Origin of the sequence: Nonomuraea marmarensis (assembly GCF_043197025.1) — a bacterium.
Taxonomy (GTDB): Bacteria; Actinomycetota; Actinomycetes; order Streptosporangiales; family Streptosporangiaceae; genus Nonomuraea; species Nonomuraea marmarensis.
Window position 1 is genome coordinate 18014 of sequence record NZ_JBICRM010000006.1, and the last position, 19699, is coordinate 37712.

Annotated in this window: 21 protein-coding genes and 1 tRNA gene; 9 read left to right on the forward strand and 13 right to left on the reverse strand. The window is 67.7% G+C overall.

Going from position 1 to position 19699, the window contains the following annotated elements; all coding sequences use genetic code 11:
- The first annotated feature begins 16 nt into the window (after positions 1-16).
- From ACFLIM_RS11270 to ACFLIM_RS11280, 3 genes are all read left to right on the forward strand, one after another.
- Positions 17-670, forward strand: coding sequence for a GNAT family N-acetyltransferase (locus tag ACFLIM_RS11270; protein ID WP_393164821.1), 654 nt, complete (start codon positions 17-19; stop codon positions 668-670).
- Positions 671-794: 124 nt separating this feature from the next.
- The gene (gene sepX / locus ACFLIM_RS11275) at positions 795-1373 is read left to right on the forward strand and encodes a divisome protein SepX/GlpR (protein WP_393164451.1); all 579 of its coding nucleotides are present in this window, start codon (positions 795-797) and stop codon (positions 1371-1373) included.
- Positions 1374-1422: 49 nt separating this feature from the next.
- A tRNA-Ala gene (locus ACFLIM_RS11280) sits at positions 1423-1496 on the forward strand.
- A gap of 247 nt (positions 1497-1743) precedes the next feature.
- Here the strand turns inward: ACFLIM_RS11280 and ACFLIM_RS11285 are convergent.
- The 6 genes from ACFLIM_RS11285 to ACFLIM_RS11310 form a co-directional block, all read right to left on the reverse strand.
- On the reverse strand, positions 1744-2112 hold the full coding sequence (locus tag ACFLIM_RS11285) for a hypothetical protein (RefSeq protein ID WP_393164452.1): 369 nt from the start codon (positions 2110-2112) through the stop codon (positions 1744-1746).
- The gene (locus ACFLIM_RS11290; protein WP_393164453.1) at positions 2106-2528 is read right to left on the reverse strand and encodes a DUF6262 family protein; all 423 of its coding nucleotides are present in this window, start codon (positions 2526-2528) and stop codon (positions 2106-2108) included. The genes ACFLIM_RS11285 and ACFLIM_RS11290 overlap by 7 nt, the downstream gene beginning before the upstream one ends.
- A complete protein-coding gene (locus tag ACFLIM_RS11295; RefSeq protein ID WP_393164454.1) occupies positions 2518-4782 on the reverse strand; it encodes a tyrosine-type recombinase/integrase in 2265 nt (754 codons plus the stop codon). Before ACFLIM_RS11295 ends, ACFLIM_RS11290 begins: the two co-directional genes overlap by 11 nt.
- The gene (locus ACFLIM_RS11300; protein WP_393164455.1) at positions 4779-5885 is read right to left on the reverse strand and encodes a tyrosine-type recombinase/integrase; all 1107 of its coding nucleotides are present in this window, start codon (positions 5883-5885) and stop codon (positions 4779-4781) included. Before ACFLIM_RS11300 ends, ACFLIM_RS11295 begins: the two co-directional genes overlap by 4 nt.
- Before the next feature lie 117 nt (positions 5886-6002).
- The gene (locus ACFLIM_RS11305; protein WP_393164456.1) at positions 6003-7538 is read right to left on the reverse strand and encodes a hypothetical protein; all 1536 of its coding nucleotides are present in this window, start codon (positions 7536-7538) and stop codon (positions 6003-6005) included.
- Positions 7535-8470, reverse strand: coding sequence for a hypothetical protein (locus tag ACFLIM_RS11310; RefSeq protein WP_393164457.1), 936 nt, complete (start codon positions 8468-8470; stop codon positions 7535-7537). Before ACFLIM_RS11310 ends, ACFLIM_RS11305 begins: the two co-directional genes overlap by 4 nt.
- Positions 8471-8542: 72 nt before the next feature.
- Between ACFLIM_RS11310 and ACFLIM_RS11315 the strand changes: the two genes are divergently transcribed.
- Positions 8543-8866 (forward strand): hypothetical protein, encoded by a 324-nt coding sequence (locus ACFLIM_RS11315; protein ID WP_393164458.1) that lies wholly within the window; start codon positions 8543-8545, stop codon positions 8864-8866.
- A 281-nt stretch (positions 8867-9147) separates the two neighbouring features.
- On the opposite strand, the gene ACFLIM_RS11320 is transcribed toward ACFLIM_RS11315, so the two are convergent.
- The 3 genes from ACFLIM_RS11320 to ACFLIM_RS11325 all read right to left on the reverse strand — a co-directional run bounded on the left by ACFLIM_RS11320 (position 9148) and on the right by ACFLIM_RS11325 (position 10409).
- Entirely contained in the window at positions 9148-9639 is a 492-nt protein-coding gene (locus tag ACFLIM_RS11320) for a hypothetical protein (RefSeq protein WP_393164459.1), read from the reverse strand.
- A 196-nt stretch (positions 9640-9835) separates the two neighbouring features.
- Positions 9836-10063: a DUF3885 domain-containing protein gene (locus ACFLIM_RS50350; protein WP_449291469.1), complete on the reverse strand. Its 228-nt coding sequence runs from the start codon at positions 10061-10063 to the stop codon at positions 9836-9838.
- Positions 9987-10409, reverse strand: a complete 423-nt coding sequence (locus ACFLIM_RS11325; RefSeq protein ID WP_393164460.1) for a DUF3885 domain-containing protein — start codon at positions 10407-10409, stop codon at positions 9987-9989. The genes ACFLIM_RS50350 and ACFLIM_RS11325 overlap by 77 nt, the downstream gene beginning before the upstream one ends.
- A 256-nt stretch (positions 10410-10665) precedes the next feature.
- Here ACFLIM_RS11325 and ACFLIM_RS11330 point away from each other — a divergent pair, with 256 nt between their 5' ends.
- Positions 10666-11544, forward strand: coding sequence for a sigma-70 family RNA polymerase sigma factor (locus ACFLIM_RS11330; protein ID WP_393164461.1), 879 nt, complete (start codon positions 10666-10668; stop codon positions 11542-11544).
- Positions 11545-11609: 65 nt separating this feature from the next.
- Here ACFLIM_RS11330 and ACFLIM_RS11335 read toward each other — a convergent pair whose 3' ends face one another.
- A complete protein-coding gene (locus ACFLIM_RS11335; protein WP_393164462.1) occupies positions 11610-11969 on the reverse strand; it encodes an ankyrin repeat domain-containing protein in 360 nt (119 codons plus the stop codon).
- A 686-nt stretch (positions 11970-12655) separates the two neighbouring features.
- Between ACFLIM_RS11335 and ACFLIM_RS11340 the strand changes: the two genes are divergently transcribed.
- Together ACFLIM_RS11340 and ACFLIM_RS11345 are read left to right on the forward strand one after the other, a co-directional pair.
- A complete protein-coding gene (locus tag ACFLIM_RS11340) occupies positions 12656-13516 on the forward strand; it encodes an SDR family NAD(P)-dependent oxidoreductase (RefSeq protein WP_393164463.1) in 861 nt (286 codons plus the stop codon).
- Positions 13517-13526: 10 nt separating this feature from the next.
- Positions 13527-14075, forward strand: coding sequence for a MerR family transcriptional regulator (locus tag ACFLIM_RS11345; protein ID WP_393164464.1), 549 nt, complete (start codon positions 13527-13529; stop codon positions 14073-14075).
- A 398-nt stretch (positions 14076-14473) separates the two neighbouring features.
- On the opposite strand, the gene ACFLIM_RS11350 is transcribed toward ACFLIM_RS11345, so the two are convergent.
- Together ACFLIM_RS11350 and ACFLIM_RS11355 are read right to left on the reverse strand one after the other, a co-directional pair.
- Positions 14474-14848 (reverse strand): hypothetical protein, encoded by a 375-nt coding sequence (locus tag ACFLIM_RS11350; RefSeq protein ID WP_393164465.1) that lies wholly within the window; start codon positions 14846-14848, stop codon positions 14474-14476.
- Between the two features lie 261 nt (positions 14849-15109).
- Positions 15110-16195: a hypothetical protein gene (locus tag ACFLIM_RS11355; protein WP_393164466.1), complete on the reverse strand. Its 1086-nt coding sequence runs from the start codon at positions 16193-16195 to the stop codon at positions 15110-15112.
- Positions 16196-16784: 589 nt separating this feature from the next.
- On the opposite strand from ACFLIM_RS11355, the gene ACFLIM_RS11360 reads away from it, so the two are divergent.
- A complete protein-coding gene (locus tag ACFLIM_RS11360; RefSeq protein WP_393164823.1) occupies positions 16785-17606 on the forward strand; it encodes an NAD(P)H-binding protein in 822 nt (273 codons plus the stop codon).
- Between the two features lie 12 nt (positions 17607-17618).
- Here the strand turns inward: ACFLIM_RS11360 and ACFLIM_RS11365 are convergent, their stop codons facing one another.
- Positions 17619-18452 carry a helix-turn-helix transcriptional regulator gene (locus tag ACFLIM_RS11365; protein ID WP_393164467.1) on the reverse strand — a complete coding sequence of 278 codons (834 nt, stop codon included), beginning with the start codon at positions 18450-18452 and terminating at the stop codon, positions 17619-17621.
- 154 nt (positions 18453-18606) lie between these two features.
- On the opposite strand from ACFLIM_RS11365, the gene ACFLIM_RS11370 reads away from it, so the two are divergent.
- Positions 18607-19620 (forward strand): aldo/keto reductase, encoded by a 1014-nt coding sequence (locus ACFLIM_RS11370; RefSeq protein ID WP_393164468.1) that lies wholly within the window; start codon positions 18607-18609, stop codon positions 19618-19620.
- Positions 19621-19699: the final 79 nt, after the last annotated feature.

Here is a 19699-nt window from a genome sequence, read left to right on the forward strand (position 1 = left end):
GCCCGATAGGGGGATGATGAGAGATGTGGATCGACTTCGTGGCTGGCCGGCGACTCTTAACGAAGGCCCGGTAGGCCTCCGGCCGCTGCGGCTGAGTGACGTGCGCGTGTGGCGTGAGACTCGGCTGCGCAACGCCGACTGGCTGCGTCCGTGGGAGCCGAGCAATCCTGAGACACCGCTGTTCAGGACCGGGCTCGGGCCCTACATCTCCATGGTCGGCACCCTGCGCCGCGAGGCCAGGCAGGGGTTGGCGCTGCCTTGGGTGGTGACGTACGGGGGGCGGTTCGCGGGGCAGTTGACCGTGGGCGCCATCGTGTGGGGATCTGCCCGTTCTGCCCAGGTCGGATATTGGATCGACGGTGCGCTGGCGGGTAAGGGGATCACGCCTACCGCCCTCGCCATGGCCGTTGACCATTGCTTTTTCACCACCGGATTGCATCGGCTGGAAGCGAACATCCGCCCCGAGAACCAAGCCAGCCGTAGAGTGGTTGAGAAGCTCGGATTCAGGGAAGAAGGCATTCGGCGTCGCCAACTCCACATTGACGGAGCCTGGCGCGACCACATTTGCTACGCGCTGACCGTTGAGGACGTTCCTGGCGGGCTGCTCGTGCAGTGGCGTCGCGCTCGTGAGTCAGCCGCTCACGGTGGGTCTCCCGTCGAAGAGGTTTGACGATCTCGCGACACACCGCACCGAATGCTCGTCAATCAGTGACACGCGGTCTTACGGTGCGTGACGTGAGCACATTGAAGGCGCGACGAGCACACCCGCGTCTTCGTGCTGCCCGGAGGTGGTCGTGAGCAGCGTCCTCCTCTATCTGGCCATCGTCGTGATGTGGCTTTGTGTCCTGATCCCGATGTGGTTGCGCAGGGACAAGACGAATCTGGCCGAACTGGCCGAACTCGAAGAGCACTACACCGGCGAACACGCGCTGCCCGATCTCGACAACCTGGACCCTTCGGACACCGACGAGGACGACGGGGCACCGCCTGCGGAGGTCGTCGACGTCCGCCAGTTCCGGCTGCGCCGCCGCGCCATCATCGTGGCCCGCCGGCGCCGGCTCCTCTTCTTCACCGGCCTGCTGGTGCTGGCCTCCGTGGTGACGGCTGCGGTCCAGATGATCCCGTGGTGGGGCGTGGCGCCCGCTGTGGTCATCATGCTGGCGTACATGGCGTTTCTGCGCATCGCCGTACAAGTGGACAGCGAACGCCGAGAACGCGCCCGCCAGGGCCGCGCGGAGCGGCAGCGGCGGGCACGCGAGCAGCGGCGGGCGGTGGAAGAGGCGGAGGCCGAGATCATCGACCTCACCTCCCTGCATACGGACGTCCTGTTCGATCAGTACGCCGAGCCGCCCAAGCGGGCGGTGGGGGACTGAAACGGTGGCGCGAGGACCCTCGGGAGTTTGCTAATCTAGTCGAGTCCATGGGGATGTAGCGCAGTCCGGTAGCGCACTTCGTTCGCATCGAAGGGGTCAGGGGTTCGAATCCCCTCATCTCCACCGCGGGCCGTTCTTGAGACGGCTGGACTGAAGTTGACGGGATCCCGTCTGATCATCGTGATCGGGCGGGATCTTGTCGTTTCAAGGGTTTCCGAATCGGGTTCGTCCTGGTTTGGGAGCCGCGGAGCAGGTGTCCGGGAAGGCCCGGGTGGTGTCAGGGCGCTGGTGGAGGACCGAGTTCGCGTCGCTGGGCATGGCGATGCCGACGGTGAGTGAGGCGCTGCGACAGGGTGGCGGGTTTTGCGGCTTATGGGGCGGGTGGTGGCCTGCTCTGGCCTGCGGGTGGTGTGCTGTCGAAGGTCCCGGCTGGAGTCTGCGGAGTGTCGGCGAGTGTGACGGGCTCGTCTTGGGGCTCGTGGATGTGGCGCCATTGATCGAGGAAGTGGTCGTTGGCGACCGCGACGAGCAGCGCGACCAGGATCGTCTGGGCGACGCGTCCGTGGGCGAGTCGGTTCTTGGGATCGCCGAGGTCGAGGTCGTGTCCCTTGATCCTGCCGTTGATGCCTTCGGTGTTTATCTCTAGTTGATCGTTTAGATGGGCCGGTGACCTGCGCTGTCTCGTCATGGACGATGTCTTCAACGAGACAGCGCCGGAAATTTGGCCGTCGGTCAGCACGGGCCGATCGTTGTCGAACCGCGACGTCGAGGAGCAAGGCGTTCAGCCCGTTGCTCGCCGAGCGCGGCGGCGAGCTGTCGCCGGAGGCGTTCGTTTTCCTGTCGGAGTTCCTGCAGCCGGGCAGTGGTCTCGTCGAGTCGCTGCCGCAGCGAGGCGTCCGTGGCGCGCTGGCCCGGTGGAATAGTCGGCTGTCCCGAGGAGCGGGTCAGCTCGCGCAGGCGCTGGATCTCGGCTCGGAGATCGGGCTGGTTGTAGAGCCACGAGCGAGAGACGCCGGCCGCGTGAGCGACGACCTCGAAGGTCACTGATGTGCCGTCGCGCTGGAGCTCGCGCAGGGCCTGGACGGCCTTGGACCGGGTGAGCTCCCGCCGACGGCGAGCGGCCTCGATGAGGTGCACGGAGTTGTCAGTCGGCATCGCAGTGAGCCTCCTCCTGAACGTCTTCGGTGAGGGAGGTGATGATCGCGTCGAGGTTGGTCACCACGGTCCGGTTCATCTCCGCCAGCCGCTGCTGGCCGCGGGCTTCGGCGGCTGAGACGATCTGGAGCAGTTCGGTTCGCTGGCGACGGTGCTGGGGCAGGAACTCGGCGGTCGTCAGGAACATTGGGCAGGTCAAGCAGGCGTTGGCATGCGGGCAGGATTGTTGGACCGGAAGCCCGCAGTAGCCGTTGGGCAGGGCCTGTGTCGCGCGTGACAGCCGTTGCTTGGCCCAGGCGGCTTCGGCGAGCGGGCCGTCGGGGTCCAAGGTCACGGTCTTGCCGGTGATGCCGACCTTGCGGGCCTTTTCCCAGTGTTCTCGGATCGTGGTGTCGTGCAGGCGGGCGTAGTGGGCGGTCATCTGGGGTGAGTCGTGATCGAGGATGCGGCGGACGACTTCCTGCGGGACGTCCCGGTTGATCAGCCGGGTCGCCAGTGTGTGACGCCATTGATGCGGCGTGAGGTGGAACGGGCGGCCTCGTTCGTCTCGGACGTCGCAGCACGTCAGCCAGCGATTGAGCGCGGCTCGGTAGGTGCTGCTGCTGGTAGGGCGGGTGCCGTCGGCGTTGTTCATCTGCCGCGGGAACAGCACCGAGTCGGCGTGCGGCCATCGTGTGCGTACTCGGTGCTGCTGTCGGCCGATGAGCTCCTCGAGCTCTTCGTCGATGGGCACCAGCGCCTCGCGCTTCATCTTGTGGTTGAAGTAGCGCAGGTAGGGCGCTCCTTCGGCGTCGCGAACGATGCAGTCGAAGCCGATCTTGAGGGCGTCGGAGACGCGTAGCCCGCAGCGCATCAGGATGAGGGTGCTCAGCTGATGGGCCGGGTCGTCCCAGCGCTGCAGGTTCGCGGAGTCTTCGACCTGAGCCATGACATGCTCGGCGAGAGCGCGGGGCAGCAGACCGGGACGTTTGGGATAGTCGCTGGTGAAGAACATGGTGCCGGTCGGCAGTGTGGCGTCCCAGCCGTGCTGACGAATCGCGGTGAAGAAGGTGTTCAGCGCGCAGATGAAGCTGGCCTGATACTGGCTGCTGGCCGTCATCAGGCGCAGGTGCGCAAGGTAGCGCTCCAGCACGGCCCGATCGATGCCGGCGAGCTGGTCGACGTCGGGGGCGCGTTCAGCGAGGAAAGCCGCGAAGTGGGTGACGCTGCGGACGCTGAGATGACAGGTGGGCTTGCTGGACCCGGTCGATAGCCGCCACCGCAGCCAGCGTTTGGCCAGCTCGCGCAACCAGGGCTGAGGAATACGGTCGAAGCGGAGAACCGCGTTGGTGACGCTCGGCCCGAGGTTGCGCAGCCGCCAGATGTCGCGAGGGTACTCGGTCTCCCAGCCGGTGCCCTCCAGCAGGGTTTCGAGATGCCGACGCCCGTAGATGATCAGCTGGACAGCGTCCCGTCGAGAGGTCGTGCGGTTGGGGGCCAGCGCCCGCCACTGTGCTTCTGTCCATTCCAGCAGGGAGCCCACGCCGGTAGCGATCAGGAGGCGGACGGCACGTGAGACGGTGGTGGGTGTGGTCTTCCCAGAGGCTTCGTCACGGCGGCATTGCAGCGCGTACTGCATCTCGCGGCGCAGATGCGGTGGCAGGCCGCCGACGATGATGCGCTCGCCGGTGGGACGGCGTCGCAGCGCTTCGGCCGTGCGGGCGAACTCCTCGACCGGGGGACAGTTGTGCCTGCGCCACTGCTCGTGATGGCGGCGGCAGAGGACGCTTCGGGACTGAGCCCAGCGAGGACAATCCTCAACCAGGCATTCTGCGGGCGGCCGTTTGAACGCGATCGGCTTGAGCAGGGCCAGGCCGTCGGGAAGGGCGGGACGGCCCAGCCGCTGCCAGGCGCTGAGGTGAGAGTGGCAAAGGTCGTGCGCGCCGGCGGCGAAGTTGCAGGCGCCGACGGCGCATTTCGGCGTCGGCGCGAGCTGCCTGACCAGGCGTGCAGCGGCTATGAACTCGGCCAGGTCCGGGCGTCCCAAGTACTGCCAGCGCTGGTGGTGGGCATTACACAGCCCCCGGGCATGGATGCCGCGCGAGCAGCCGGTCACTGCGCATGGCGTCGCGCCGAACACCGGGTCGTCGACCGCGAAGGCCACCTCATCGCCGCGAAACTCGGGCCGGATCACGGCCAGGAGTTTCTCCTTGAGCCCCGGAAGGATCGGTGCAGGTCGCGTGGCTCGTCCGAGGTTGGCCGCCAGGTTGCTCACCAGGCCACCTCGTTCCCGGTGAACCAGCCCGCGGCCTCGAGCACTTTGCGGGCATCGGCGGCGGTGAGGTGGCCATAGACGGCCGAAGTTGTGGCGATCGAGCTGTGTCCCAGCAGCATGGAGACGCTCTCCAGCGGCACTCCGTCGCGGAGCATTCGTGTCGCGGCGGTGTGCCGGCACCAGTGCGGGTCGAAGTCCAGCCCGGTGTGTCGTCGGATGCGTTTGACCAGGTCGTAGATCGCTGAGTAGGTCATGGCGTGGCCGCGCGGTTCGGCCCAGAGGTTGACGAAGACGTAGTCGGAGTCGAGGTCGCCGTACTCGGTGTGCATGTAGTCGCCGTAGAGGCGGATCAACGAGGCGCTGACCGGGATGTGCCGCTGCCGCTGCGACTTGGTCCGCGCCTGGTTGGCGTTGTGCCGGGGAACGATCGTGATCTCCTGCTTGGCGGCAGCGATGTCCTCGTGCCGCAGGCCCAGGGCTTCCCCGATGCGAACGGCACTGTCGTAGAGGACAGCGAACAGGAAGCGGTCCCGCAACCGCGTGCAGGCGTTCAGGATCGCCTGCACCTCCTCGGTGGTCAGGACGCGGGGCAGCTTCTTGGCCGTCTTCAAGGTGATGGCGCGGCCCGCGTGCGGCCGGTTCTTGCTGATGTGGTGCAGGAACGGCTTCCAGTTGCCGCGGTCGCCGACGCGCCAAGTGGTCAGCAACTCGCCGACGTCCTCGCCATGGCGGGCGTGGTGCTGGTAGAAGGCCGAGACCGCGGCGAGCTTGCGGTTGATGGTGGTCGCCGACACGTATGGCTCGACGGCCGGCAACACCGCGACCTGACCCTCGCGGCCGCTGGGCGGCAGGCGAAGCCAACTGATGAACTCGCCGATGTCCTCCAGTCGGACTTCACGCCAGTCCAGTTCCTGCTGGCTGAGGAAGTCCCAGTAGTCCTTGAGGTCGTGGGCGTAGGCCTTGACGGTGTTGGGAGACTTGTCGGTGTCGCTGAGAAAGGCCAGATAACGCTCGATGGGTTCCACCGGGACGTCGTCGTCCCCGAGCACTGTCCACGAATCCTCTGGCGAGGCGGCCATGCTCACTCGCCGCACCTGCACCATTCGCACTCCTCCACTTGCCGAACGTGATGGACAAGGGAGGAGATAACCACGTCCACGACGCAGCCCGCAGGCTCGATCAGAAGAGTGAACGACATGGAGGACGCCCTTCGGGCGGCTCTAGATAACGGTGTTGGCCCGGACGGACTTGTAGGTCCCGATCCAGGCAGGACTGAGGTAGGCCACGTCCTGGCGGAACTTGTCGAGGTGGCCGAGGTCGTCCTTGCGGACGGTGATGGTGTGCTGGTGGCAGATCCTCGGCAGTTCGCCGGCCTTCAGGTCGGGCTGTGGGGGAAGGACGCGGGGTTTGGCCGCCGGGTGAGCGCCTCGTTGCCGGGTGTTGGTGAGGTCGACCGCGGCGGGCCGGTTGGGTCCGCGCTGGTGGAGGCGGTCGAAGCGGGGGCAGGTCAGCGACGGGGAGGTGCCTGCTGCCGGGCACTGGAAGCGGACGGCGCCGCCTGCGTTCGCGCTCTGTTTGAGGCGCAGCAAGTACGGCGCTCGCGCGCTGATGAGCGCGGTGAGTTCTTCCGATGGGGTGCGGATGGCGGCGTCGTCCAGGCCGGTGGTGGCTTGGGCGAGCCGGTCGGGCATCAGCGGGCAGGCCAGGGAGCCGTCGATGAGCAGCGCGCCGTGTGCGCTGCCCTGCACTCCCCGCTGATCCACTTTGTAATCGAGGGCGAGCTTGTAGCCGAGTTCGCGTGCGGGTTGGGCGAAGTGGCCGGGTTGTTGGTCGGTGTAGGCGCGGTCGACGACGGCGAAGGCGGTGGGCAGGCCGAGCCCGGCCAGTGGGCGCAGAGTGGTGATGGCGTCGGCGCCGATGCGTTTGTGCGGGGTGTCGAGGACCAGGCCGAGCGCCAGCTGTGGGAAGGAGCCGAGCACGGAGCGGGTGCGGGCGGCGACGGTGAGGGTGGCGCTGTAGCCGTACTCGGGTGGGTCGTTGCCTGCGGAGTGGTGCCAGCCTGCGGTGATCTCGGTGGAGGCGATCAGTTCGCCGGTGGAGCGGCGGGTTCGGGGTGGGCGGGCGAACACCGGGGTGGCGGTGGTGTCGATGCCGACGTCGCCGCGGAAGTGGCGGAGGTAGCCCCGGCCTTTGGCCCAGCGCACCGGGGTGAGCACCAGCGCGGTGACGATGTCCTGCAGCAGTTCCCGCTTATGCGAGTGTGCTGGGTCGTCATCGTCCCACGTGGCGGCCAGCGCGTCGGCCTGATGCTGGGGCAGGCGGGCGCGCCGATCGTGGCGGGCCGGATCCAGCACGGTGGTCAGCCGGTCGAAGGCCCGGTAGAAGCGGCGGGAGGAGGCGAGCACCTGGTGGATATCTTCGGGGTTGATGTCGGGCAGGCCGAGCCGGTGGCGTGCGGCGGCGGTCAGACAGAACGCGGCGATCCGCCAGGCCTCGACGAGAGTGGCCTTGCCGGTGTGGTTGATGGACAGCAGCAGGCAGGTCAGCACCGCGGCGATCGGCAGCCCGGGCGGGCCGGGCCTCGGGCCGAGTTCGGCGTCGATCAGCGGCAGGACGCCGGAGTCGTCCAGCAGCCGGGCGTAGTGACTGACGACGGCGTCGGGGATCTGTGCCGTCTGCTTGGCGGGAGGGCAGGGTCGGGTGGCTCGGGCTCGGGTGGTGCGCGGCGGCCAGGCGCGTGGCTTCGCCGTACTCAACGGGCCGGTTCGTCGGGCCTGCCGCGCAGCAGCGCGACCGCGGTCTGTTCGTCCAGGGCGGGGACGAAGTGTTGGTAGCGGGCCAGTGCGGAGGTGCTCATCCCGGCCGCGGCGGCCACCACTGCCAGGTCGATGCGGGCGCTCAGCAGTTCGACGATCCACGAGGAGCGCAGCCGGCGCACCGACAGGGCGGGCAGGCCGCCGGTCGGCCGGTGGCGGGCGGTCCAGGAGCTGAACAGGTTTTTGGCGTGCCGGGCGGCGCGCCTGGGCCGGAAGACGAACCGGTCGCCCGGCTGGTCGGCGGCGTGAACCAGGACGTCCTCCCAGGAGGCGCGGCAGACGATCAACCGCTGGGTGCCGGGGACGGTGACCACGACGGCACCGGAGTCCAGGCGGCGCAGATGCCTGGTCCGGACGGCGGCCAGCTCGCCGGAGGTCAGCCCGCAGCCGAAGGCGAGTGCCATCAATGCCAGCGCGTCGGTGCGGGCTTGGCCGGGCAGGCGTTCGGCCCAGCCGCGAAGGCGGCCGAGCTGGGCCGGCGAGTACGGCGGGCTGACCGTTTTGGGGGCTTTCATCGGCGGCGGCGCTTGTTCGCCGCGTTCCAGCCAGGCCAGTGTGGCGCGCATGTGCCGCAGCCAGCTGCGGTAGGTCTGCGCCGAAGTCGGGGCCAGATCGGTGCAGCCGGTCAGGACGAACGCGTCGATCGTCTCGTGCCGCAGCCACACTTCAGGGTCATCCGGCAGGCCGGAGCGGTGACACCACACGGCCAGTCTGGTGGTCGCGGTGAGCAGCCGTTGCACCCGGTAGGGAGATCGGTCGGCGCTGGCGGCGACCAGCATCCGCACGTGCCCGGCGACAAGGTCCCATTCCGGCTGGGGCTTCTGCGGCCGGTAGCCGGTGATCGTGGCCGAGGTCTCCGCATCGAGGGTCACACCCCATCCATAGCGGCAAGACAACCTGCCGTTACGCAGTGCGACGACATCCACCGAAAGGAGCGCTTTGTCATGGTCGGAGGACGCGGGCGTTCCCGCTCTCCCCGGGATTTGGCCGAGGACCCGGAGAACTGGCCCCACGCGGACCTGTCCGGCCATGTGGCCGCCGCCGTCGTCCAGGCCATCGCCGCGACCCTGCAAGGAGTGATGGCCGAGCGGAGGCTGAGCTTCCGCCGCCTGGCTGAGGTGTCCGGGGTGAACCGACAAACGATCAACGACTTGACCACCGGCCGCTGCTGGCCCGATGTGGCCACCATCGCCCAGTTGGAGGCCGGTCTGGCCATCCGCTTGTGGCCCGTCCCGCCGACCTCCCCCGACAGGTCCGGAGGAAGTTGACCCGCGACGAACTCGCTTTCGCCCTGGTGAGGGCATCATCGATCCTCCCCGCCCCGAATCTGCCGCTGGCAGGGCAGGGCGAAATCCGGGCTCGACGCCTCCCCAAGACACCCGATCTGGATTACGCTCAGGAACGCGGGAGCCACCGTCAGTTAGTCCTGCTGGGCGCTCACGCAACCCGGGTGCCGCCGAGCTGAACCCTCGGCGGCACCCTGCTCGTCTGGCCTGGCACCCGCATGACCGTCGTCGCTGAGCGCCTGCCCTGTGATGTGTCTCTTGCTCTATGCCTCGTCGTTGGCGACTCCCCCCAGCACGTGGCCATTGATGCCCGCGGCGATAGAGAACAGGCCCGGCTCGTGCTGGGTCAGCCAGCCCAGAGCCGTCAGCCGCTTGAGCCGTGCTCGGGTGGTCTCCACCCGCCCTCGCACGTCGGGCTCGCCCAGCGCTTGGGCCACCTCCTTGGCACGCATCGTCCGCCCGGAACTTGCCATGATCACGACGACCTGCTTGTCGAGCCCGGCGACCGGTTTCGGCGCCGGCACGGCTTCCTCCGGCGAGGCGTGCGTTGGGGCGTCAGGCGTTCCGCCAGATGGCGCTTGCTCGGGCCGGGAATGCCCGACCAGCATCGGCGCGACTATCCTCCGGGCGGTGGCCAGGTCGCTCAGTCGCTCTTCCAGGGCCGCCACCTGCTCACGCAACGACTCAAGTTGCCCGCGGACGGACTCCTCGTCCGCAGCCAGCCGCTCCAGCAGCGATGCTTCACCCAACGTCATGCCCGACCTCCACATACTGGCGCCGTGCGTAACCAGCAGGAAATCTGCGACTTCAAAGAGTCACATGGTGCCTGCAAACCGTAACTGTAGATGGCTTTGCGGCTCGCGTGAAGAGACACATCTGCAGCGGGCTCCTCACAGCCGCGCACAGCTCTCCCTCTGCGACAGACCCGCCGGATGGCTCGACAACCACTCACTATGCGTCGCCTTGAGGCGATCCCTTCGCCGCAGAGTCTTGGAGAGCGCAGTCTGCTCCGCCGTCGTAAGGGTGGTAGATCCGACTCATGCGCAAGTCGGCGATCAAGACGCCGGCCATGACATCATCAGCCGCCGCTCTCAGCAGCGAGTCAAGGGCTCCCCACCGCCAGCTCTGGCGTGTCACCAGCATGTGGGAGTAGCTGGGAAATTCCTCGCCCCTCGTCATCCTCTGTGACTGTCATCCACAGGCGTGCCCCAGGGTTCAACGACAGCGGCTCCGGATACTCCAGAGGCGTGGCGAACTCGCTCTCTCCCGTGTAGGCGACGGTGACGACGAACACCTCCTGGCCGTCGAACAACTCAGACAACACGGTGTTGTGCCGGTGCAGCAGGATCTCGTACTCGGCCGGTGTATCCGCATACCGCTTGGATTCGGGAAGGCTGTGGAAGCGAACCCAGCGTGAGGCGTAGAACCGCTTCAGCTCATGGCCGACAGGCGGACAATCTGGCCAGTTCGCTTGCCACCGCTCACTCAGTTCAGGCCACTCATCGAGCACGCAACGCCACGTCATGAGGTCAGCGTAGAGAGACGGCCAACCTGGACGCGAAAGCATTTCGCGGGCCACCGGCCAGGCGGCCTCACAAGGGCCTACTGGGATTTTGTCATTTCAGAGGTTTCCCGAATCTGGTTCGCCCGGGTTTCCTGATGATCAAGGGTTACCTCAGGCCAGGTGCCCGGAGAACGGGGGAAGCTCAGGCCACGCGTGTCACATTCGCCGTGTCTGAGGGTTCACCTCTGTGAGCTCTGGCGATGGGATGGTGTGACAGATGGACGAGAACGAGTGGCTGGCCGCGCGCTTCGAGCAGCACCGACCCCGGCTGCGGGCGGTGGCCTATCGAATGCTCGGCTCGCTGGCTGACGCCGACGACGCTGTTCAGGATGCCTGGCTGCGGCTGAGCCGGTCCGACGCGGAGCGGATCGACAACCTGGACGGATGGTTGACCGCCGTCGTCGCCAGGGAGTGCCTGCATATGTTGCGCTCCCGCCGACGCCGCCGGGAGGATCCTTTCGCCGCGCACCTGCCCGACCTGGTTGTCATCCCGGACGGGGACCTCGACCCCGAGCAGGAGGCGTTGCTGGCCGACTCGGTGAGCTTGGCCCTGCTCGTCGTGCTCGACCAGCTCACTCCTGCTGAGCGGTTGGCGTTCGTACTGCACGACCTGTTCAAACTGCCCTTCGAGGAGATCGCCGGCATCGCGGGCCGCACCCCGGCCGCCGCGCGGCAACTGGCCAGCCGGGCACGACGCCGGGTGCACGACGCCAAGATCCCATCACACGATCCGGATCTAGCGCGCCAGCGGCAGGTCGTCCGTGCCTTCTACGCGGCCGCGTGGAACGGCGACTTCGACGCCCTTGTCCAGGTCCTCGACCCCGACGTCGTCCTGCGCACCGACTTCGGCACCACCCGGCCGCCCACCGTCGTGCGCGGCGCGCCGGCCGTGGCCAAGCAGGCCCGCGCCCCACGTGGTGGCCAACTGCGCCCCGCCCTGGTCAACGGCGCGATCGGAACGTTGATCACCCGCGACGGGCGGCCGTTCTCCGTCATGGCCTTCACCGTCGCGGGCGACAAGATCGTCAGGATCGACATTGTCCGCGACCCCGACCGCGTCCACCGCCTCGCGTCCGCCCTCCTCAACCGGACATAGCGAACACGGCGAGCCCTATTTCGACGAGCTGAGGGCCGGATGCCGCGTAACCGGACGGCGCGGTATCAGGCCAGGGATTCGAGATATTTCTGGGTTTCCCGCTTCTTGAAGTACTGCGCCCAGCCTGCCGGCTGCGCGTTGAACCCGGGTTCGCGGGCGGTGTGGTCGGCACCGTGCTCGACCAGCAGGCGCGCGATCGGCAGCTCACCAGCTGCCGCCGCATAGTGCAAGGCGGTAGCGCCGGCGGCGGTGACATCGTTGACGCCGAAGCCAAGATCGATCAGCAGCCGGACCGTTGACCAGTTGCGTGCCTCGGCCATCCGCGCAACCAAGTCCGCCTGCCGATCGCGCAGGCCGGGATCGGCGGTCAGCATCGACCGCATCGTCGCTTCGTCGGCAGCCTCGGCGGCTTCTACGAACTGCATTGTGTCCTCCTCGTGTGTTGCATTCGTACCTATGAGCCCAGACAACGAACCGATGTGACAGGGAGTACCCGAGTGCCTGTCGGCCGGCGTCAGCGAGGGCGAGGACGACAGCGGCATGGTGCTGATCTTCCAGTGCTGAATCACCACCACCACAACCCGCGGGCCGCCTCGCGCCCCTCAGCCGGGCCGGCCTCGCACGGGAAACGATCACTCCCGGCTCGGGAAGCGATCTCCCACCCCCCTGCTACACCGCAGGCCAGCCCCACTCGTGAACACCCCACAAGGGGCCGTTCTTGAGACGGCTGGACTGAAGTTGACGGGATCCCGTCTGATCATCGAGATCAGGCGGGATCTTGTCGTTTCGGGAGTTTCCGAATCGGGTTCGTCCTGGTTTGGGAGTCACGGATCGGGTGTCCGGGAGGGCCCGGGTGATGTCAGGCGGCTGGTGGAGGTCGGAGTTCGCGTCGCTGGGCATGGCGGCGCCGGCTCCGGGCTGGGTGTTGCGGCAAGGCGATCTGAAGTGCGGATTACGGGGCCCAGGGCAAGAACAACGGCAGACTCGCACTCAAGCGCCGGACCGGGCAGGTGGCGGTCCACGTTCCTTTGCGGTTCCGGTCACGATCTTCCGTTTTGGTGGTCACATGGGTTTTGCGTTCGAGCGCGCTCGAAGGCATAGCGTCCCCATCATGACGACACAGACCTGGATCATCACTGGCGCGTCCCGCGGGTTCGGACGCGCACTGGCGGAGTCGGCGCTCGCGGCGGGCGACCACGTGGTGGCGGCGGTGCGCCGGCCCGAGAGTGTGGCCGATCTGGAGGCCAGGTACCCGGACAACTGCCTGATCGCGAAGTTCGATGCCCGGGACATCGCCGCGGCCGCGGACCTCGTGCGCGACACCCTCGACCGCTTCGGTCAGCTCGATGTGCTGGTCAACAACGCGGGCCGGGCCGTGGTCGGAGCGGTTGAGGAGGTCAGCGACGCGCAGTTGCGCGAGTTGATGGATCTGCACCTGTTCGGCCCCGCCGCGCTCGTCCGGGCGGCGCTGCCCACGATGCGTGAGCGGGGCACCGGGACGATCGTGCAGATGAGCAGCCAGGGTGGGCGGACGTCGTTCCCCGGCGTGTCGGCGTACTCCGCGTCGAAGTTCGCCCTCGAAGGTTGGTCCGAGGCCCTGGCCGGGGAGGTCGCGCCGTTCGGGATCCGGGTGATGCTCGTCGAGCCCAGCCGGTTCAGGACTGGCTTCAACGGGGGCGACGTGCTCGAGTTCGTCGAGCCGTCCGCGACCTACCGTGACTTGCTCGCCAACGTCCGTGCGGACATGGCCGGGACCGACGGCCGCCAGGAAGGTGATCCGGCGCGGGCGGCCGAGATCATCGTGTCCCTCGCGCACGGCGACGCGGTGCCGCTGCGGCTGCCGCTCGGGCGCGAGGCGGTCGAGCGTATCTCGCGTGCCTACCGGCGCGGCCTGGACGAGGTCGAGCAGTGGGCCGAGACCGCCCGCAGCGCCGACTTCGAGGGTGTCTCTGCATCGGTACGGCCCATCTAGGCTCGTGGTCATGGCCACCGACGATCTGATGACCAGGGCGCTCGAAGCGCTGGGGGACGACGGTCCGCTGTCGGTCGAGGCGATCCACCGCCTCGCCGACCTGGCCGATCTGCCCGAGACGATGACGATCGCCGAGGTTGCCGACCTCCTCGACATCTCGCCCCACACGCTGCGCTATTACGAGCGGGCCGGGCTGGTCGAGGTGGCCCGCGACGGTAATGGTCATCGCGTCTACGACGCCGAAGCGGTTCGGCGCCTGGTGTTCCTCACCCGGATGCGGCTGTCCGGTATGTCGATGCGTGACCTGCAGCACTACGTTTCGCTCGTCGATGCCGGAGGGCACACGGTGCCGGAGCGGCTCGATGTGCTGGTCGAACATCGCGACACCATCCGCCGCCGGATTCGTGAGCTGACTCTTTCCCTCACGGCGGTCGAATACAAGATCACCACGTACGGGGGCTCGACCGGGCCGGGCGTTCAGGCCCTCGGCACCACCAACGGTACCGACCGCACGGGGCTGCCGGATGAGCCGCTGCGATGGGCACTCCCGGCAGAGTGAGGAACGCCGACGCTCACCGGGCTGCTAGCGGTAGTCCGGCCTCCCTCCAATCTCCGGCCACAGCCCTGCGGGAAACGATCACTTCCCCGCCGGGAAGCGATCTTCAAGGCCTCGCATTCTCCAAGCTCAACTGCACTCGTGAACTCCCCACCCAAAGGCCGTTCTTGAAACGGCTGGACTGAAGTTGACGGGATCCCGTCTGATCATCGCGATCGGGCGGGATCTTGTCGTTTCAGGAGTTTCCGAATTGGGTTCGTCCTGGTTTGGGAGCCGCGGAGCAGGTGTCCGGGAAGGCCCGGGTGGTGTCAGGGCGCTGGTGGAGGTCGGAGTTCGCGTCGCTGGGCATGGCGATGCCGGCTCTGGGCTGGGTGTTGCGACAAGGTGATCTGAAGTGCGGGTTATGGGGCGGGTGGTGGCCTGCTCCGGCCGGTGAGCGGTGTGCGGTCGATGTGCTCTGCTGGGATCTCGGGGATGTCGGCGGATGTGTCGGGCTCGTCTGGGGGCTGGTGGGTGTGGCGCCACTGGTCGAGGAAGTGGTCGTTGGCGACGGTGACGAGCAGCGCGACCAAGATGGTCTGGGCGACGCGGCCGTGGGCGAGCCGGTTCTTCGGATCACTCAGGTCCTCGGGATCTATGCGAGCCGGGTTGGACGGCTCCCGTTCGACGACCACGTCATCGTCTTCATCGGTATCGATGTCGCCGCAGTGGTCGTTGGTGAGTTCCGTCAGGGTCTCGTGCGTGATGGACAGGCGCTGCAGTCGTTCCTCGACCACGGCCAGTCGTGCCCGTGTTCATTCGGCCTGCTGCAGGGCTGCCGCCTCAGCTTGGGCCACGCGCTCCAACAGTGACGTCACCATCGCCTCCCCTAGGAGAAACAGTCGTACCCGCCTGCCGTATTCACGCCATGCAACCCAACAACTCCACACTGTAAGCGGCGAAACGCTGGCAGTCACTACACGCGGTCAAGATCGTCACACATGAACGTGCTCTCATCAGAAAACGGCCATGCCCTACTCGTGGTCCGTCCCACCCCATCACCGAAGGCGCGGCGTATAGGGCGCCAGAGCGGCGGTGTCCACGTCCGCATCGGGCCAGCGGCGGCGTAGCGCCTCGGCCAGGCGCTGACACAGGCCCGTCAGCTGCGGCAGAGCATGATGTTCCCGGGCGGTAGAAGCGGCAGCCTCCAAGATCGAGACGAGCTGGGCACGGCTGTCGTCACCTGCTGTACGCCTATCCAACACCTGCAGACGCCAGAGGCGGGCCAACGCGAACGCCACACACGCCGCCGCCAAGGCCATCCCATAGAGCCGCTCGTCCTCGGCCTGCGGCACCCCGACTGCCAGAGCACGCCGGTAGACCTCGCCAACCTGCGGCAGAGGCGCAGAACCGGAAGCCCGCGCCGTCGTACTCACCCGCATCCAGGCCGGACCGGGAACATGCAGGCAGACGGCATCGTGCAGGGCATGGGTGAAGCCGGCGAACTCGAAGTCGATCAGACGCGCATCGGGCGGCCCGTCCGCACAGACCAGGACATTGTTGGTCTCCGGATCGCCGTTGCTCAGCGTCAGGAACGGCCCCGGATCGGCTAGCTCCGCCAGCGCGAGGGCGAACTCGCGCTCCACCGCCCCGGTGATCGGCACTCCCAGCACCTCGGCCTGCGACAGCCCTTCTCGGCGCAGCCGGGCGACGCGCCCAAGCCGGTCGGCCTCCGGATCGACCTGCCCCAGGCGCTCTCGCCGCCGGTAGTACAGCTCCGCCTGTCCGGCAGTGAACGCGCCAAGCTCGCCACGGGCACGAGCGAAAGCCTCCAGGCGTACGGCATGCGCGAAAACACCATCCCCGCGTAACAATCCGTCCAGCGCAACCCGCGGCGCTAGATCCTCGAGAATGATGCGCCCCGCGAGAAAATCCTCCGCCAGCACGCGTGGCGCTAGATCGACTCTGAGATCCTCTGCCAGAAACCGCAGCGCGCCTACCTCTGTACGTAACCGCCACGCCTCGGTGTGCCAGGCGTCAACATGAGGGCCCGCCCACTTGACGATCACGAACTCGCCGCGGTCGGTGCGCGCACGGGCGACCCGCCACGGCTCCAACCTGGTCCACTCCACCACGTTGATCACCGGTACAGCCTAGAACGGCACAGGCGAGCACGGCCCGAACTGCATTTCTGGGAAACGATCACACTCTGGCCGGGAAGCGATCTTTCGTCGCGCCCTGTCGTTCCAGGTCAGCCCTATTCGTGAACACCCCACAAGCTCAAAGGCCACTTCCTGGCATCGGAAGTGGCCTTTTTGATCTTCTGGGTGACTACGCTACTTGCTCATCGAGGCCAACGTTCGGCGATCACCACGACGATGGCGGTCAGGAAGCATGCCAGCCCGACGGACACGATGACGATCACTTGTGCGGACGGTCTGGTCGTCCAGGCCGGTGGTGGCATGGACGAGCGGCGCGGGAAGCGATACCCGTGTCTCTTCTGAGATCATTGCACCGTCAATCTGAGTGATGAGGCAGACGGCCCTGTCCGCACCCCGGGTCCCGTCCTTTACCGTGCGGGCGACCTCATCGCAGTGAGGCTACACGCAGGCCGTGAAGGCAGGGAGGGACACGCCTGAGTTCGGGTCGGCGCCTGAGAGGCAGCGCGACCCCGCGGTCAGATCGGAATATTGCCGCCAATATCCGGGCTGATCGGTCGTGAGCAGAATTCTTGTGACCGGTGCTACCGGCAATGTCGGTCGGCAGGTTGTTGATCAGCTTGTGTCCGTTGGCGGCCCAGTGCGGGCGCTTGTGAGAGATGCTCAGCAGCTTCGGCTCCCACAGGTCGTGGAAGGAGATCTGGCCAGGCCGGGCAGCCTGGAGCGGGCGCTGGCGGGCGTCGAGACGGTGTTCCTGATCTGGCCCTTTCTCGCCACCGAAGGTGCCTTCGACGTTCTGGACGTGATCAAGAGGCATGCTCGCCGCGTCGTCTACCTCTCATCGTCGGGAGTGGATGACGGTGCCGAGCGGCAGAGCGACCCGATCAACCAGCTTCATGCCGACATGGAGAGCCTGATCGAAAAGTCCGGCCTGCGGTGGACCTTCCTGCGGTCGAACACCATCGCCTCCAACGCTCGTGGATGGGCCGCGCAGATCCGCGGCACGGGCGTCGTTCGGGGGCCCGACATCGCCGCCACCGCGGTGATCGATCCGCATGATATCGCGGCCGTGGCGGTGCGTGTGCTGATCGGTGACGGGCATGTGGGGGCGACGTACGTACTGACCGGTCCGGAGGTGGTGAGTAGAGGGCAGCAGGTGGACGCGATCGGGCAGGCCATCGGCCGGCCGCTGCGGTTCGAGAGGGTGCCGGTGCAGGTCGCACGCGAGCAGATGCTCGCGGACGGCAGGCCGCCTGCCCTGGTGGAAGCCCTGCTGGCAAGCGCCGAGACGCGGCCGCACTCGGGATTGATCACCTCCACGGTGGAGGAGATCACGGGAACGCCGGCGCGCACGTTCCGTCAGTGGGCCACCGATTATGCGGACGATTTTCGCTGAGTGAGGACCGCATCAGCTGGACAGGAGGCGCAGGGCTTGCTCCGAGGGCGAGTCCGGCTCCGTGGTGTACAGGCCGAGGGACTGCTCTGGGTCGTCGGAGACGGCCAGGGCCTCGTAGTTCAACGTCAGGTCGCCCGCCACCGGGTGATGCAGCCGCTTGACGCCGTGGCTGTGCCGCAGCACGTCGTGCTCGGCCCACCAGCGGCGGAAGTCCTCGTCGCGGAGCGACAGCTCGCCGATCAGCTCGGCGAGCCGGCGGTCGTCGGGGTTGCGGCCGGCGTACAGGCGCAGCGCGGCGACGGTGTCCCGCGCGCCCGTTTCCCAGTCGATGTACAGGCGGCGGGCGGCCGGCGTCAGGAACATGTAGCGGGCCATGTTGCGCTCGCGCTCCGGCAGTGTGTCGAAGTCGGTGATCAGCGCGCGGCCCATGCGGTTGGCGGCCAGCACGTCCAGGCGGCGGCCGACGACCAGGGCCGGGATGTCCGTCATCGACTCCAGCACCCGCAGCAGGCCCGGCCGCACCCGCTGCGGCGGCAGCGAGCGCAGCCGTGGCCGGCCGCGCCGGGCGAGGTCGAAGAGGTGGTCGCGCTCCGCGTCGGTCAGGCGCAGGGCGCGGGCCAGGGCGTCCAGTACGGCCGCGGAGACGTTGAGGTTGCGGCCGCGCTCCAGGCGGATGTAGTAGTCGACGCTCACCCCGGCGAGCTGGGCGACCTCCTCGCGGCGCAGCCCCGGCACCCGGCGGGTGCCCCGTTGCGGTGCGAGTCCGGCCTGGTCGGGGGTCACCCGAGCTCGGCGCGAACGCAGGAACTCCCGCAACTCCCCGTTGCCGGACCCGTGGTCGTTCATGTGCCCAGGCTAGGTCAGCGGTCGTGGTGCGAAGGCGGCTGAGAGGGGGTCTGACAGACCCCTGGTTGAGGCAGGTCTCCCTAGTGGCCCTGAACAGCCCGCGGCGGGTGGTTGGCTGAAGGCGAAGCCACTGAAGACTAGGAGACAGACGGCGATGAAACGCAGGATTCTCGGTGGAACGGGCATCTCGGTCAGCGAGTACGCCCTCGGCACGATGATGCTGGGCGCCATGGGCAACACCGACCACGACGAGTCGGTACGCATGATCCACCGGGCACTGGACGCAGGCGTCAACTTCGTCGACACGGCCGACGTCTATTCCCGGGGCGAGTCGGAGGAGATCGTCGGCAAGGCGCTCAAGGGCCGGCGTGATGACGTGGTGCTGGCGACCAAGTTCGCCCTGCCGATGGGGCCGGACGACAACCATCGCGGGGGTTCGCCGCGCTGGATCAAGCGCGCCGTGGAGGACAGCCTGCGGCGGCTCGGCACCGACTACATCGATCTCTACCAAATGCACCGGCCGGACTGGGACACCGACCTCGATGAGACGCTCGCGGCGCTCTCCGACCTGGTCCGGTCGGGCAAGGTACGCGCGATCGGCAGCTCGACGTTCCCGGCCGAATTGATCGTCGAGGCGCAGTGGGCCGCGGACCGGGGCGGGCACGCCCGCTTCCGTACCGAGCAGCCGCGGTACTCGATCCTCACCAGGATCATCGAAGGCGGCGTGCTGCCCACGGCGCAGCGCCACGGCATGGGCGTCCTGACGTACGGGCCGCTGAGCAGCGGCTGGTTGTCCGGGCGCGCGGACCCGACCGTGGGCCATCGCGTCGCCACCGCCCCGCAGGCGTTCGACCTGTCGATTCCGGCGAACCAGGTCAGGATGGAGGCCGTACGCCTGCTCACCAAGCTCGCCGCCGATGCCGGGATGCCGCTGACGCACCTGGCCACGGCGTTCGTCCTGGCGCATCCGGCCGTCACGTCCGTTCTGATCGGGCCCCGGACGCCGCAGCAGCTGGATGATCTCCTGGCGGGCGCGGACGTGGAGTTGAGTGCGGACGTGCTCGACCGGATCGACGAGATCGTGCCGCCGGGCAGCGAGATCAACCCGGCGGACAACTACAACGCCGCGGTACCGGCGATCGGGGACAAGCGCCTGCGCCGCCGCTGACGGCCTGGCGGTAGCGTCACTCGCGACTCCAGGGACCCGAGGGGATGTCGCGTGCTTGAAATCGCGCCGTTGCGCAAGA